Source organism: Lentilactobacillus raoultii (assembly GCF_900411375.1).
GTDB classification, from domain to species: Bacteria; Bacillota; Bacilli; order Lactobacillales; family Lactobacillaceae; genus Lentilactobacillus; species Lentilactobacillus raoultii.
In genome coordinates this window covers 51,437-66,388 of record NZ_LS422981.1, presented here as the reverse complement: position 1 = coordinate 66,388, position 14,952 = coordinate 51,437, and the positions used below count along the sequence as shown (strand labels likewise).

The 14,952-nt window shown below is 41.9% G+C and carries 14 protein-coding genes and 1 other annotated feature; of the genes, 9 read left to right on the top strand and 5 right to left on the bottom strand.

The window, feature by feature from the left end; all coding sequences use genetic code 11:
- Positions 1–33 precede the first annotated feature (33 nt).
- On the bottom strand, positions 34–366 hold the full coding sequence (locus ED605_RS00710; protein WP_121977023.1) for a hypothetical protein: 333 nt from the start codon (positions 364–366) through the stop codon (positions 34–36).
- Positions 367–782: 416 nt separating this feature from the next.
- Here ED605_RS00710 and ED605_RS00705 point away from each other — a divergent pair, with 416 nt between their 5' ends.
- From ED605_RS00705 to ED605_RS00685, 5 genes are all read left to right on the top strand, one after another.
- Positions 783–2,243 (top strand): glycoside-pentoside-hexuronide (GPH):cation symporter, encoded by a 1,461-nt coding sequence (locus ED605_RS00705; RefSeq protein WP_191981323.1) that lies wholly within the window; start codon positions 783–785, stop codon positions 2,241–2,243.
- 56 nt (positions 2,244–2,299) lie between these two features.
- A complete protein-coding gene (locus tag ED605_RS00700) occupies positions 2,300–3,949 on the top strand; it encodes a tagaturonate epimerase family protein (protein ID WP_121977022.1) in 1,650 nt (549 codons plus the stop codon).
- Positions 3,950–3,968: 19 nt separating this feature from the next.
- Complete coding sequence (uxaC, locus tag ED605_RS00695) at positions 3,969–5,387, top strand: glucuronate isomerase (RefSeq protein WP_121977021.1); 1,419 nt, start codon at positions 3,969–3,971, stop codon at positions 5,385–5,387.
- Between the two features lie 235 nt (positions 5,388–5,622).
- Positions 5,623–6,663, top strand: coding sequence for a LacI family DNA-binding transcriptional regulator (locus ED605_RS00690; protein WP_121977020.1), 1,041 nt, complete (start codon positions 5,623–5,625; stop codon positions 6,661–6,663).
- Between the two features lie 374 nt (positions 6,664–7,037).
- Positions 7,038–8,210, top strand: a complete 1,173-nt coding sequence (locus ED605_RS00685; protein ID WP_225419007.1) for an acetate/propionate family kinase — start codon at positions 7,038–7,040, stop codon at positions 8,208–8,210.
- 154 nt (positions 8,211–8,364) lie between these two features.
- Here the strand turns inward: ED605_RS00685 and ED605_RS00680 are convergent, their stop codons facing one another.
- Positions 8,365–8,565, bottom strand: coding sequence for a hypothetical protein (locus ED605_RS00680; RefSeq protein WP_121977018.1), 201 nt, complete (start codon positions 8,563–8,565; stop codon positions 8,365–8,367).
- A 454-nt stretch (positions 8,566–9,019) separates the two neighbouring features.
- Positions 9,020–9,280, bottom strand: a complete 261-nt coding sequence (locus tag ED605_RS00675) for a hypothetical protein (protein ID WP_121977017.1) — start codon at positions 9,278–9,280, stop codon at positions 9,020–9,022.
- Positions 9,281–9,461: 181 nt separating this feature from the next.
- Positions 9,462–9,710 (top strand) — a binding site (T-box leader).
- Positions 9,711–9,784: 74 nt separating this feature from the next.
- Between ED605_RS00675 and ED605_RS00670 the strand changes: the two genes are divergently transcribed.
- The 3 genes from ED605_RS00670 to ED605_RS00660 all read left to right on the top strand — a co-directional run bounded on the left by ED605_RS00670 (position 9,785) and on the right by ED605_RS00660 (position 12,832).
- On the top strand, positions 9,785–10,531 hold the full coding sequence (locus tag ED605_RS00670) for an isocitrate lyase/phosphoenolpyruvate mutase family protein (RefSeq protein ID WP_121977016.1): 747 nt from the start codon (positions 9,785–9,787) through the stop codon (positions 10,529–10,531).
- A complete protein-coding gene (locus ED605_RS00665) occupies positions 10,518–11,423 on the top strand; it encodes an isocitrate lyase/PEP mutase family protein (protein WP_121977015.1) in 906 nt (301 codons plus the stop codon). Before ED605_RS00670 ends, ED605_RS00665 begins: the two co-directional genes overlap by 14 nt.
- 98 nt (positions 11,424–11,521) lie before the next feature.
- On the top strand, positions 11,522–12,832 hold the full coding sequence (locus ED605_RS00660; protein ID WP_121977014.1) for an MFS transporter: 1,311 nt from the start codon (positions 11,522–11,524) through the stop codon (positions 12,830–12,832).
- A 532-nt stretch (positions 12,833–13,364) separates the two neighbouring features.
- On the opposite strand, the gene ED605_RS00655 is transcribed toward ED605_RS00660, so the two are convergent.
- Together ED605_RS00655 and ED605_RS00650 are read right to left on the bottom strand one after the other, a co-directional pair.
- Positions 13,365–13,658: a damage-inducible protein gene (locus ED605_RS00655; protein ID WP_121977013.1), complete on the bottom strand. Its 294-nt coding sequence runs from the start codon at positions 13,656–13,658 to the stop codon at positions 13,365–13,367.
- A gap of 89 nt (positions 13,659–13,747) precedes the next feature.
- Positions 13,748–14,206 (bottom strand): DUF2798 domain-containing protein, encoded by a 459-nt coding sequence (locus ED605_RS00650; RefSeq protein WP_121977012.1) that lies wholly within the window; start codon positions 14,204–14,206, stop codon positions 13,748–13,750.
- Positions 14,207–14,321: 115 nt separating this feature from the next.
- On the opposite strand from ED605_RS00650, the gene ED605_RS00645 reads away from it, so the two are divergent.
- The gene (locus tag ED605_RS00645) at positions 14,322–14,774 is read left to right on the top strand and encodes a MarR family winged helix-turn-helix transcriptional regulator (RefSeq protein WP_162919716.1); all 453 of its coding nucleotides are present in this window, start codon (positions 14,322–14,324) and stop codon (positions 14,772–14,774) included.
- The last annotated feature ends 178 nt before the right edge of the window (positions 14,775–14,952 follow it).

Below are 14,952 nucleotides of genomic sequence, written 5' to 3'. Positions count from 1 at the left end.
AACCTAAATTTTAATGGTTGGCACACTGCTCTTTTAACGTGACTGTCGTGATAATGTGGCTTCAAAAACCTCAGCCAAAGTTGCGTTAATGTCGGCAAATTTTTTATTCAAGACTAGTCGGCGAAAATCCGCAAATGAAATATTTTCAGTTTGTTTTAATGGAATAGCAGCCGACGCGATATTTAAACAGGTAGTAGTCGTTAAGCTAAGCTTATGCTGCTTATTCAAACGAACTCGGTAACTTTCGAAATACTCGCGTGTCTCATAAGAACCCTCAAGTTGTTTATGAAATGAAAAATATCTTTTCAAATAATCTTCAAACGATTGATCGGACTTAAGGGCTTCTTTAAATGTTTGATTTTTCAAAATAAGTACCTCCCTAATTTTTTTAATCAGTGTTCTCTCTCAGTCATTATTTTACAAGCTTTATTAGTAAATGCAACCGTGAAAATCAAATAAAAACGCTGTCTAGCAGCTTTTTATCGACTTTTTAAGACGAATACTAATTTGAATGGCAATAAAACGGGCCATGCTAATATTGAAAATTGTAAGATTCACAAGCTAAATTTTTTTATCCAAAAATTCCTTGTTTATCAAGATGAGAAAGGGAGAAAGAATTGTGAATTAAAAAAAGTTCAAATAAAGTGTTAACGTGTGCATTAAAATATGGTATATTTGTAAGCGTTAACAAGGGTGAATAAATCACACTAACAATTTATTGATAGACGAAGGCCTCGTTTATAAATGTTACCGTTAAAACAGTTATTACGTGGAGGTGTCTCATGGAAACCACTGATTCAAAGATTGTCACTAAAGACAGTCAACAAGTAAAGAAGCATGATGATGAATTGATGAATGACTCATCCAAGCGAATTCCGATGCATCAAAAAATTGCCTATGGATTTGGCGATTTTGGAAATGGGTTTATGTTCGACCTTGGCCAATCGTATTTGACTAAATTTTGGATTGATGGTGTCGGCATTGGCGCTGGCGTTGTCGCCGGAATCTTTGCCTTTACGAAAATCTTCGATGCATTTATGGATCCGATTGCCGGCTCCGTTGTTGATAATCGAAAGAAAATAGGTAAACGGGGAAAATTCAGACCATTCATGATGGTTTCAGCAATTATTCTGGGTGTTTTAACCGTTATTACCTTTACGATGCCTGACGGGTTGTCAATGAATCAAAAAATTATTTATGCTTATGCGGCATACATGATTTGGGGATTGGTTTACTCGTTTACAAACGATCCCTATGGGTCACTGGCATCAGTGATGTCACGAAACACACAAGATCGTAGTTTTATGGCCACCACTCGTCAAATCGGTTCCGTTGGTGCGCAGTTTATTGCCGGAGTTGCTTTTATTCCACTGACAGTTTTAATTGGCGGTAGTAATCAACGTCTCGGCTATTTCTGGGCGGCTGCCATCTTTGCCGCAATTGGCGTTGTTATGTTTGGTGTTTGCTATTTAGGTACTAAAGAAAATGTGCGCGTGAACAGAAGTAAGTCAGCTCAAAAGGAAGGCTTCAAGGATTACTTTAAAGTCATCTTTAAGAATGGTCCTTTGGGTGCTCTGATTTTGATGACGTTGTTTACGATTTCAGCAATGAACACCAATAACCAAATGATGGTTTTCTATGCTGAATATAATTTAGGCAATATCGCACTTCAGCCAATCATCAATGCCATTATGATGGGTTGCTCAATTGCTGGTGTCTTCATGATTCCAACACTAACTAAGCACTTTGGTCAAAAGCGAACGGCAATGTGGAGTTTTGCCATTGGGGCAGCCGCTAACATCCTCAACTTCATTTTACCGGATCATGTAGTTGTCTTCGTTGCTTTAGTAACGGTTGGCTACACAGCACTTGCGATTCCAAATGGGATTACCTGGGCGATGGTTTCAAATGCAATTGATTACGGTGAGTGGCGTTCTGGTGTCCGGAAAGAAGGGATTACCTATGCAGCCTTTAACTTTTCCCGAAAAATTGCCCAGTCAATTGCAGCCTTGGTTTCGGCCGGCGTTCTAGCTTTGACCGGATACGTTGCCAATGCCCATCAAACACCCGGAGCCCTTCGAGGAATTAAAGCCGCAATGACATTGTATCCTGGCATTTGTTTGGTTCTGGCAGCGGTCGTAATTGGTTTCTTATACAAACTAGATGGCGAACGCTTTGGTAAGATTGCCGATGACTTGGATCATGGTCGTTGGGAAGGCGGCAAAATCGGTGAAGATAAGTAAGCCGTTTTAATGATTAAATTTGGAAACAAAATGATTGATAACATGGAGGAATTACGATGGATTTAAAACAATTATTAAGTGATGTTAAAGAGATTTTAAACGCTGATGGTGATTACAGCCATTTAAGTGACCAGGAAGTTTACGCCCCATCAATTCAGGTTGATCGCCGCAACGTTTACTTCATTCTTCATCAAACCGATTCAGAAGGGATTCTCCAAAAGCATTTAGTCGTTTACGAAAACCGTTTGACGGCCGGCGACTTCGATGCTGAAGAATCTTTGACTGACGTTGATTCAACACTTCTGGTGGGTGAATTAAACGAAAAGAATAACGATGCCTTGGCTAAACGCTTCCAGTGGATTCGACCAACATCACGTCGTAATTACAAATATACCTTTGGTTTAGGTGATCGACTGGGCAATGCCTCAAACGCCCACTTGCGTCTCTTAAAGGGTCGAGGCATTATGCCGGTTTTGGCACAACAATCAATTCGTGAACTGGTTTTGATGCACCGGACTAACACCGACGTCTTCCAATCTGCATCCTGGGCAGTCTTTGAAGAAGGCTTTACTTATGGCTGGGGCGCTGATGGTGACCACGTTAAGACGCCTTACGAAGTTGACTACGCCGTTAAGATTGGCTGCTCAATGATTACCCTGGATTGTACTGAAGAGATTAACAATGACATTGTTAATTTGAAAGATGATGAATTGGATAAGCGCTTCAACACCTTGGATCCGGATCAAATCAACTACTTCAACGACACTTATTTGAACAAGACCTTCGATTTAGGCAATGGTCGTTCGGTTAAATTCACCAAGCACGACGTTGAAGAATCCGTTCTGACCTTCTACGATGCCATCTTGTTTGCGGCTGGTATCTACAAGAAGTTCGTGGTTCCTTACAATTTGGACTTCGAAATCTCAATGGATGAAACCCCTTATCAAACAACTAATCCAAACCACTTTTTCTTTGCCAACGAACTTCATCGTCGTGGCATCACACCAACCACGATGGCACCTCGTTTCTACGGTGAATTCCAGAAAGCCATTGACTACATTGGTGATACCAAGCGCTTTGAACGTGAATATGTCATTCACGAAGCAATCGCTGAACACTTTGGTTACAAGTTGAGTATTCACTCTGGTTCTGACAAACTATCCGTTTACGAAATTATCGGTCGGATCTCCAAGGACCATGGCTGGCACGTTAAGACGGCCGGGACCAACTGGTTGGAAGCTTTGCGGGTAATTGCTCACAAGGATCCGAAGTTCATGTTGGAATTGTACAAATTTGCTTATGAAAACTTGGATGATGTTAAGGACTTCTACGTCTTCAACGCTCAAACTGATGGCACTGCACCAAAGCCGGAAACGATGACTGAAGAAAACGTTATGGACTTGTTAAACAACGACGATGCCCGTCAGGTGCTTCACACAATGTATGGCTCAATCATGAACTTGAAACACAACTACCACTACGTTTACCGTGATAAGTTGTGGAACATCTTGCTCAAGAACCAAGCGCTTTACGACCGTTACCTGAACATTCACATTGCTGAACATCTGGACTTGCTTCAAGGAATTGCCAAGACTAAGCAGGAAGCTCAAGAAATTCATGAGCCCAAGACGGATATTTCCAAGGAAGATGCGACAGAACTTCGTGAAGAAGGTACGGAACGCTTAGAAGAATTGGCCAAGAATTAAGTTAAAGGAGATCAGAGTCGTGACATTATTAAATGATGATTTTCTGCTGGGAAATGAGACCGCCAAGACGCTGTTTCATGACTACGCAGCCAAAATGCCGATCATTGATTTTCACTGCCATTTAAATCCGGAAGAAATCTATGAGAATAAAAATTATCCAAATATTACCCGGATTTGGTTAAACGAAGGCACTTACGGTGACCATTATAAATGGCGCTTGATGCGGGCCAATGGTGTGGATGAGAAGTATATCACTGGTGACGGTGACGAATACAAGAAGTTTATCGAATGGGCCAAAACCATTGAAAATTCATATGGTAATCCATTGTATGAATGGACCCATTTGGAATTGCGCCGATTCTTCCACATCGATGAAGAATTCACCGAAGCATCCGCTCCCCGAATTTGGGAAAAGGCCAACCAGTTACTTCAAACGGATGACTTTAAACCACGGAATTTAATTAAGAATTCAAATGTCCAAGTAGTTTGCACTACCGACGATCCAGCTTCTGACTTGAAATACCACAAGTTATTAAAGAAGGAAGAGGCCCAGAGTGGGTTTAAGACGCTGCCGGCAATGCGGCCGGATAAGTTGATTCAGATTGATCGAGATGGCTTTGGAGACTACCTCAAGACATTAAGTGACGTTTCGGGTGTTGACATTAACAACTTTGCTGACATCATTAAAGCTCTCCATCAACGCTTCGAATTCTTTAATGAAATGGGTGGTCGGCTATCTGATCATTCACTGCTGACGTATCACTTCAAAGAAGCCAGCGAAGATGACCTAAACGCCATCGTGAAGAAGGGCGTTGCCAACGAGTCGCTGAGTCAAACCGAAATTGATCAGTATTTGACAATGCTGTTGGAAAACTTGATGAAGTTAAACACTGAGTTTAATTGGACGATGCAGTTCCACATTAACTCAAGTCGTGACTTGAACCGGCCGATGTTTGACAAAATTGGCCCGGATACGGGTTACGATGCCGTTGGGACACAACCCGATATCGTTAAGCATATCACCGAACTCTACACCAAGATGCAGGATTCGAATAACGTTCCTAAAACTATCTTCTATTCATTAAACAATAATGATTGGATGGAATTAGCCACCATGATGGGCTGCTTCCAAGGTGGTACGGTTCAAAAATTACAGCTTGGTGCCGGTTGGTGGTTCAACGATACGGCCGAGGGTATGGATAATCAGTTGCGAATCTTTGCCCAGGAAAGTCTGTTACCACACTTTGTTGGGATGCTAACCGATTCGCGAAGCTTCCTATCCTATCCGCGTCATGAGTATTTCCGTCGGGTACTGTGCAACTTCTATGGAAAACTCGCAGAACAGGGGCGGGTTCCCAACAATATTGAGAAGTTAGGCCAAATTGTTCAAGATATTTCCTATAATAATGCGAAAAATTACTTTGGCTTTTTAGACTAGGGTAATGACGCAAGTTAATCGAGACAATGACTGATTGAAGTAGTATTAGGAAGATTATGGCCACTTAATTAATTTTCAAATTAAGCTGCATATTACAACACTCGGAAGGGATGATCGCTTTTCGGGTGTTGTTTTTGTTCTTGATTTTTGAACTCGTAGAACTCATAATGTTGATGTTAAGCGGCATTAATGGTTAGTTGTAAATAAAAGTTTATGAAGAGGAAGCGATGGCAGATTGAAAAATATTGATAAAAATGAGAATGCGGTGACAATTCGAACAATTGCGAAGATGGCCAACGTTTCTCATACCACCGTCTCCAGAGCCTTAAATGGCAGTCCGTTGGTTAAGCCGGCCACCCGTGACAAGATTTCGGAAATTGCCCGCCAGATTGGGTATGTGCCAAACTTAAACGCTAAAAGTTTGGTGACCAACCGTTCCTATATGATTGGGATTTTCTTTACAAACCTGGATACCGGGACCTCCGCCAGTTTTTTGACGGATGTAATCGAGCAAGCGCAGGGAATGCTGCCAAAAAGTTACTCGTTATCAATTAATAGCGTCGACAATGCGATGGATGGTCAAAGCGTGTCGGTCAATAATTTTGATGGGATTATCGTCATTAGTCAATCGAAATCGGATGACGAGTTTATCGACTATCTTCATAAAACCGGCTTGCCATTGGTTGTCTTGAACCGGGTCATTGATCGGGATGACATCAATAATTATGCGGTTGGTGATGAATTGGGTGGTAAAATTGCGACCGAGTACGCGATTCGCATGGGTCACCGCAAGTTTGCCCTGATTAAGGGACTGGCCGCCTTTAAATCGTCTGTTCAACGGACCAAAGGCTTTACCCAAGCGATTGAAGCTCATAAGATCGAGGTCAATGCCAACTTGATTAAACAAGGGGATTATCGCCCAAAAAGCGGCAACGTGTTGATGCGCCAAATCCTATCCAGCGGCAATATTCCGACATGTGTGATTTGTGAAAATGACGATATGGCGGTTGGGGCCATTAATGCCTGCATCGAATTAGGTTACCAGGTACCCCGGGATATTTCATTCATCGGTTTTGATGATATGGGTTATTCCAAGTACCTGGTGCCACCGTTGACGACAGTTCGTAAGCCGACTTCAACAATTATTGGAATGGGCGTTTCCAAGTTGGTTGATTTGATGGAAGATGGCCAACCGGCTGATATTGAACAAAAAGTGGTTGATCCGGAAATTATTGTGAGAAGTTCCGTTTTGAATCTCAATAAGATTAGTCGCTAAATTTGAAAAAGTTTCGAAGATGCCTCCGCAAATGACGATAATGTGATTTGCGGAGTTTTTTGTTTAGTTGACGGACTCTTTAAAATTCACAATAGCTAATCATGTCACAATTTTTAGATAAATAGTATACTGTAGGCATGGATGCGGTTTCAAATAGTGAACGGATTCAAGCGGTTAACACCCGGATAGTAAGACGTCAATTTGGGAAATCCCGGCTTTGGATTTTTCAGATTGATCTCTTAGCAGGAGCGGTGTTGCTTGAAGGAGTTGTCCTAGGAACAGTGAACGGATTCAAACGGTTAGACCCCGTGTCAGGCGGCCACTGTCAAGAAACCCAATTCAGATCCAAATTATAAATGTCGGAGGTTAAGGTTATGTCCAAAGTATTAATTGTTAACGCAGGCAGTTCTTCTCTAAAGTTTAAGTTGTTTGAAATGCCTAAGGAGACGGTGCTTGCAGATGGTCAAGTTGAGCGAATCAACCTGCCGGGCTCCATTATTAAAATCAAGTATGGGGACGGTCAAACGTACAAGCGGGTTGAGGACAACGTTGACTATGAACGTTCCGCAGCGATTATGCTGAACAATTTAAAGGACCTTGGTGTCATTGACCATCTTCACGACATTGATGCGGTAGGAAATCGAGTGGTTGCCGGTAGTACGGTTTTTGATAAAGTCTCTAAAATTGATGACAAGGCGTTAAATTGGATTAATGAACTAAGCGAAATTGCACCGATTCATAATCCAGTGGAAGCCGAATATATTAAAATTATTCGCCGAATTTTGCCGGAAACCGAACAGTACGCGGTCTTTGATAGCGCCTTTTTTAAGGATGTGCCGGAAGTCAATGCGATTTATGGCATTCCCTATGAATTGACCAAGAAATTTACGATTCGTCGATATGGGGAACACGGTATCAATCATGGTTATATTACCCAAAAAGCACAGGAACTGCTAGGCTATAAGACGGCTAAACTAGTTACTTTGCATTTGGGATCTGGCGCTTCAGTAGCGGCTGAAAAGGATGGTAAATGTGTCGATACTTCGATGGGCTTTACACCGATGAATGGGCTAACCATGGGGACTCGTTCCGGTGACATTGACCCGGCGTTGGTACCCTTCTTCATGAAACGAATGGGCGCTTCAGCCGATGAGGTGATTGAAATGTTCAATGACCGTTCAGGATTGCTGGGGATTTCCGGGTTATCATCAGATATGCGGGATCTGGAAAGCTCTGATGATGATCGGGCTAAGTTGGCCTTGGATATCTTCGTTAATCGAACGGTTAAATACGCAGCCAGTTACATTACTGAACTGGGCGGTGTCGATGCGATTGTCTTCTCCGGTGGTATCGGTGAACACGATAAATGGGTTCGTGAGCAGGTCTGCAAGAAGCTGGAAATCTTTGGGATTAAGTTGGATGGGATGCTAAACGAAAAACAGGCTCCCGGCGATTTGAGCACCAAAGATTCGTCAGCTCGAATTCTACTGATCCCAGCAGATGAAGAGTTGGCGATGGTCAGGGACGTTGCTAACGAAATCAAATAAAATCCAAAATGCTAATCAACTTTTCCTGTGAGACTGGAGAGAGTTGGTTAGCATTTTTTAAATCTATAGTTTGTCGAAGATCATCAGCGAAATTAACTATCACAAGGTTTTACCTCAAAGTTTACTTAAATTACTTTTCCAAATAGCCTTTAATCTATTGTGATTTATCTTTAAGAAATTCTTGACGCTTCCTAATTAACTTGGTGAGTTCCTGTAAGTCTTCAGCAGTCGCAAAATTTCGAATAAAGCCCCGTGCCTGTGAACGACGTGAAATGTAGCGGGTGCGTTCTTTATGGGCCTCATCCCATTTTTTGTTGGCTCGCTTCCGAGCCTCGGTATAGGGTTGCTTTGCCATGATTCATCCCTCATTTGATTGTATTTCCAAATTGAATATGCTACTATTATATTGAAAAGCGAGCACCGAGTTGCCTCTCAGTGCCCGCAATCGTGAGTTGGATACTGGGAAGGTGACTAACCAATTTGGTTAGTCATTTTTGATTTTATCGTAGGCACACGCCAGCAAGTAAATGCCGTAGCACAAACCGATAAAATCGACTACCCAGAGGTCCGTCACGTATTCTCCAAGTCTCCAATTCGGCTACCTCCCATCACCGGTGAGTTAAGTTGATTGAATGATGGTGGAGTGTACCCGATACTCACTTGGCTAAGACGCCGGGCGCGACCCTTTGTCTTTAACCATGCTGTTAATTGTACACCTGTATTGGTGTGAAAGCCAAACTTAATTTGATTTTTGAGAATTAACAGCAGAACCTGTCATAGTGCGCAGTCGGTTCTGCTTTTAATTTTGTTTATTTATTAGTCGCTTGGCTGTTCTTTGTATACTTAAGAATCAGCCAACTGCTGCCTAACCATAATCCCAACATTGGCAAAATGGAGACGTCTTCGAGAATTTTCCAAATGCCAATCCATATAACGATGGTACCAAGCGTATTTAAAGCAAGTAATAGTCGTCCATGATGTCTCAGTGAAGTCCAAAGATAGTACCACCAGCAAAGCAATGCGAATGGCACAGCAAAGTAAGAAAAGAGCGACCATAATTTCAGAATCATTTATTTTACCCCCAGTTAATATGTCTATGTAGTGTTGAATCTAAGTTTACTAAAGTTTAAATTCAGATTACTACTACGGTTATTTCTTGTAAATATCCCCAGTAGATGATCGTTTAAAAAATAAGTGTTTACAATTAGAAAACAATGAGTTATCATAGTCAATAATTAGAAAACGTTAAGAAAAAGAGCGATGAAAAGCAGGAGTAGATGACTACCCTCGTTAAGAGAGCTTCCAATTGGTGAGAGGAAGTCTTGGGAAGTGATTGAAAGTAGGCTTTGAGCTGTAAATGCGATCAACTGAGTGTTTACTGGATGCCACCATTACAAGGCCAACGACTACAATGATCAATTGTGTTCGTTAAGATCGATTTTTGAATGATTTAAAATCGGTGAAATCAAGGTGGTACCGTGCATCTAATGCGCCCTTCGAATATAGGCAACTATAGTTCGAAGGGCGCATTTTTTGTGCACCTTCTTAACGATTAACTGAACGGAGGAATCAATATGACAACTAACAATTTACTCACATACTTGGATCAACGACCAGAAACCATCATCCCCGCTTCCGGAGATGGCAATACATTTAAGGCGCTCAGCCAAGAAAAATTTCCGGCAATCTTATTGGATGGGACTTTAACCAGCCGTAATTTGATTGCCGAAGACTCACAGGGGATGCTGACGCTTTCGGAATACGCTAAATTTTTACGGGACATGCGTTTAAAGAAGACCGGTCTGTTAATTGCGGATCTGCAATCAGGATTTGGCAATCCATTAAATACGTACTATGCGGCAAAAGAACTTGAACGCTCAGGCGGCGATATTTTACTTCTGAATGATCAGACTTACCCGGCACACACCACGGCCAAACCGCTGACGACCACGCCTGAAGAATTGATCGGTAAGTTAAGAGCGGCCAAAGATAGTCTTGAAAATCCAGCTACCCAGATTTGGATTAAGCTGGAAGGGTTACATTCATACGGAATCGAAGGGCTGATGCAACGAATTCAGTATTTGGCCAGAGCCGGTGCGGATGCAATCGCAATTGATCATTATGAGCCCGAACAACTAACCCAGTTGGCGCAGGCAAAATTGCCACTGCCACTATTGGCCACTTGGCAGCCGGGAACCGAACAGATTGATGGGATCACCGGTTGGTTGGACAAAGGTTACTTATCGACCGTTATTAAAAAAGCGCAAAGTCAAGCGATTAATTTTATCAAACAGGGAGGATTAGCCTATGCTGAAAAATAAACGAATGAGAAATCAATTTAAAACTGAAGTGATGAGTGGGCACATTGTCCGGATGATGGTGGCACCGGATGCTTTAGCCGCTAAAATTGCTGAAGCAGAAGGCGCTCAAGCAGTTTTTTCAGCCGGCTATGCGACCAGTGCCTCGGCCTTAGCCATGCCAGATCGGGGAATTGCCGATTTTGGCTTATCCTTGGAACGGTGCCGCCAGATTATCAATGCGGTTAACATCCCAGTTTTTGCGGATGCCGATACCGGCTATGGTGATCTTGATAACATCAAACGAACGGTTGAAAATTATGAAGCCATTGGCGCGGCCGGAATGTTTATCGAAGACCAGGTTTGGCCGAAGCGCTGTGGTCACATGGATGGCAAAAAGGTTGAACCAACTGAAGTTTTGGAAGCTAAACTTCGGGCAGCTAAGGCAGCTCGTCAACACGATGATTTCTTGATTATGTCGAGAACTGATGCCCGGGCCGTTTATGGTTTGGATGATGCCATTGCCCGCAGCAAGCGTTATCGAGCAGCCGGGGCCGACTTGATTTTTATCGAAGCGCCGCAAAGTGTTGCTGAATTGGAAAAAATCCATGAGGCCTTTCCAAATACGCCGTTAATGGCCAACATGATCGAAGATGGCAAAACGCCGCTCACCAAGACGGAAGATTTGGAGCGCTTAGGCTTTAATATCGTGGTTCACCCGAATGCCATGACCTATACGCAGGCCTTTGCGGAAAAAACGTTGATTGAAACCCTGCGTCGGGATGGTACCACTAAGGCCTATAAAGACCGAATGATCACTTTCCCGAAGTTTAATGAGTTTGTAGGATTGGACAAAGTTAATGCCCAGGATGCCAGCTATTCGGCAGAGAAAATGCGGGCTGAATATATGGGGTAAATTCAATGTTAACTGGATTTAGAAGACTTTCGAAAAATTTTAACTTGCCAGATTGATGCGACATGTTTTTCGAGGGCCACATAGGAGATGAATTGCCAATGGCTGATAACACATATTTTGAAAATGAATCAACTGCTTTAGAAACCCGATTAAACGACGCTCGCGAAACACCTTTATTCTATAAAGTGTTTGCGTTGGCCGGTGCCGGGATGATTTTGGATGCCGCCGACGTGTACATGGCAGGGGCAATTAACAGTACGCTGATTCAAGATAAATTCGCGAGTATTTCCCAAGGTTCACTTTTTCTGTCGAGCGGCTTTTTAGGCCTTTTTATCGGGTCAATTTTGGCCGGGTATCTGGGTGATTTTTATGGTCGGAAGTTATCGTATCATTTTAATTTGTTATTATTTGGCACGTTCACCCTTTTATCGGCCTTTGCGCCCAATATGACGATTTTAATTGGTTTACGATTCTTTGCGGCAGTTGGCTTAGGTGCTGAGATTGTGACCGGCTATGCAGTTGTCAATGAGTTTGCGCCGATCAAACGACGGGGCCACTGGTCAGGGATGACGGCAATTGTGGCAAATACCGGAGCACCCATTACCCTCTTGATTGCCTCGTTCTTGATTCCCAAATTTGGTTGGCGGTCAATGTTTGTTACCATGGGCGTTTTGGCGTTAATCTTGTGGCTGGCCAGACGGCATTTCCCTGAATCACCTCGTTGGCTATTAGCCAAGGGGCGAACAGCGGAAGCTAATCAAATTATTGAAAAATTGACGGTTAACGGACTCTATGACAAGGATGAACTAAGGGATGCTGACGAACCGGCTGTTCACATCTCATTTATCCGAGGATTAATCATTGCAATCATTGCGGTTAGTGCCACATTATTATGTCAGTACACCTTTACTTCCTGGGTACCGACGCTATTGCTAAAGCAGGACATTAACATTGTCGATTCAATTGGTTTTTCAGCCATTATGATGATTGGTGCTCCAATTGGTTCGGCGATTGGCGCACTAATGATTGATTGGACCGGTCGAAAAAAGTTGATTTTGTCAGCTTTTATTGCGACGGCCATTTTGGGGATTGCCTACGCTTATGAACGCAGTACCACCGGCATCTTAATCAATGGGTTCCTACTGACGATTACCCTCTACATTTTGGTTGCTTCCGTTGTTAGTATCTACACCAACGAGCTTTTCGAAACCTCACATCGTTTCCGAGGCGCCGGGATTGCCAATGGAACATCAAAATTGCTGAATGTGTTAATGCCAACAGCCGTTGCCTTTATGATGACGCAATTTTCCGCTTCATACATTTACTACGCAATTGCCGGTTTGGCGATTATTGCGGCAATTATTATTGGCCTGTTTGGGCCGGAGACGGATCAGAAGGCGATTAGGTAGTGACATCTTTAGTTAAGTATCAGTTGCTGTGAAAAAATATGTAGAAACTAAATGTAGTCAACAAAAGTCCCACAAATATTGATATTTCCTTGTGTCTTAAAATTAATGTGACACATAGGCTGATTTCAATAGTTGTGAGACTTTTACTGAATATAAGCTCGAGCAACGATTTTTATGATTATTTGGTAAATTCAATTTAATGATTTTCGCGATAATTTCTTTGGATATTTTCTAAGAAATTATCTAGACCTTGAATATCGATTTGTTGAAGGTTCCCCACTTCTCGAAGATGCCAATTTTTATGGAATTCTACCAAACGACTCGTATCAATCCATGATGGTTGATTGAGTCCAGCTTCTTTCCATTGTTGGATTTGATAGTAATATTTTCTAATATGAACAGATTTATTTAAAAATTTGGTCGTAATTTTGAATAGTCGATATTGATTTTCACCTTGTTTAAAGATAAGAACGGGACGCTTTTTACCCTGTCCTTTTTATTTTCAAATTTAATAAAGGCAATCGCGATGGTGTTATTTTTCATCATCTTCATCATTAAATAAAAATTTTTCTGCTTTCTTCCGATCTTTAATAACTGGAATACCTGATGATTTAATAGTGTTTAATAAATGATGACTAGCACGTTCCTCATCGGTTAATGCAAAATCAAATGGGATTTTTCCTTCAGCTTGGATTCGACGATACAAAGCGTTAATAACAATGGATTGGTTTAATCCGAGATCTGAAAGGATCCCATTAACGTTGTCACTTAACTTTTTATCTACAACAACTTGAATTCTTTTTTTATCGTTCATTTTAGTTGGCATACCTATTACCTCCGTTGGCTATAATGGACTCATACCATGAGTATATTATAGTCAAATTTGTAGGCGTTATAAATTATATAGATAAGGATTCAGTTCATAGTTAACAATGCCAATCCCTTTTTTGCTAGCGGCCTGACAATTACTGCTCGAACCATCAAGGCTAGAATCAGTGAACGGCCCCAGATCCAAATCAAAGCATCGATCGGCATGACTAAGAGCGTTTGACTGATTAACAGGCCAAAACTGCTCATACTGAGACACATGATGATAATCATCGTCCAACTGCGAATCAACACGGTTCGGCGCTGAATTTTAACCTGGGAAATCATGGATTGGGTAGCGTGCTTGATGAGAAGATTGGTTACTTTGGAAGCTACTAATAAATTGTAGGCAAAGGCGACGAAGATGGTTGGCACCCACCAAATTAAGAAATTACTCAGGGTGGTCATCTGAAAACCGGTGGCCATTACATTTCCTAAGAAACTCATAATCGAGCCCATCCCCAAACACATTTCCGCAGTAAAAAATAATCGTTGTTTTTGAGTCATTTCAAACGCTCCTTTAAATGGTTGACAAATAAACTAATTTCCAGGTTACAACAATTAGTTTATTTGTCAACTATTTTCATCTATAATATTCAATGAGGGAAAGAAGGGAAAATCATTGAATGACGTTGAAACAAATCAGATTGGCCGCTATATCAGTATTATTCAAAGATCATCAATTACGGCCTTGAATCATCAGTTGGATTTAAAAGGCTTGACCGCTTCAAATGCTAATTTATTGTTATTTATCCGGGATTATCAAAAAGTAACTGCGCAAATGGTCGCCAATCAATTATCAATTAACAAAGGATTGGTGAGTCGTGAGTTTGCGACACTTGAAAAGAATGGCTATATTCAACGGGAAACGGATCAAAACGATCGCCGCAACACCTGGGTCACGCTAACTGATCAAGGACAACATGCTTGTCGACGCGTTAATAAGTTAATGGCGGCTTGGTGGCGTAAACAGTTTAGACAAGCCGGTATTAAAAAGCAATCGATGCTTTATCGGGAATTAAACTGCTTGGCTTCAAGCATCGTTGGCGAGCCACTGGACTATCGAAAGGAGTGAGCCGGCTTAATCAATTAAGTAGTTCCGAATTGGCTGAATATATTAAACCGACTAGTGTAACGTATCTTTGATATACTTAAAAATTTACTAATCAGTTACGAGCGTAATATCGGGATACAAGGAGCGCAATTTAATGCGGGCATCCGCGGTTGTGAACTGCCAATGAATCGCTTTTTTC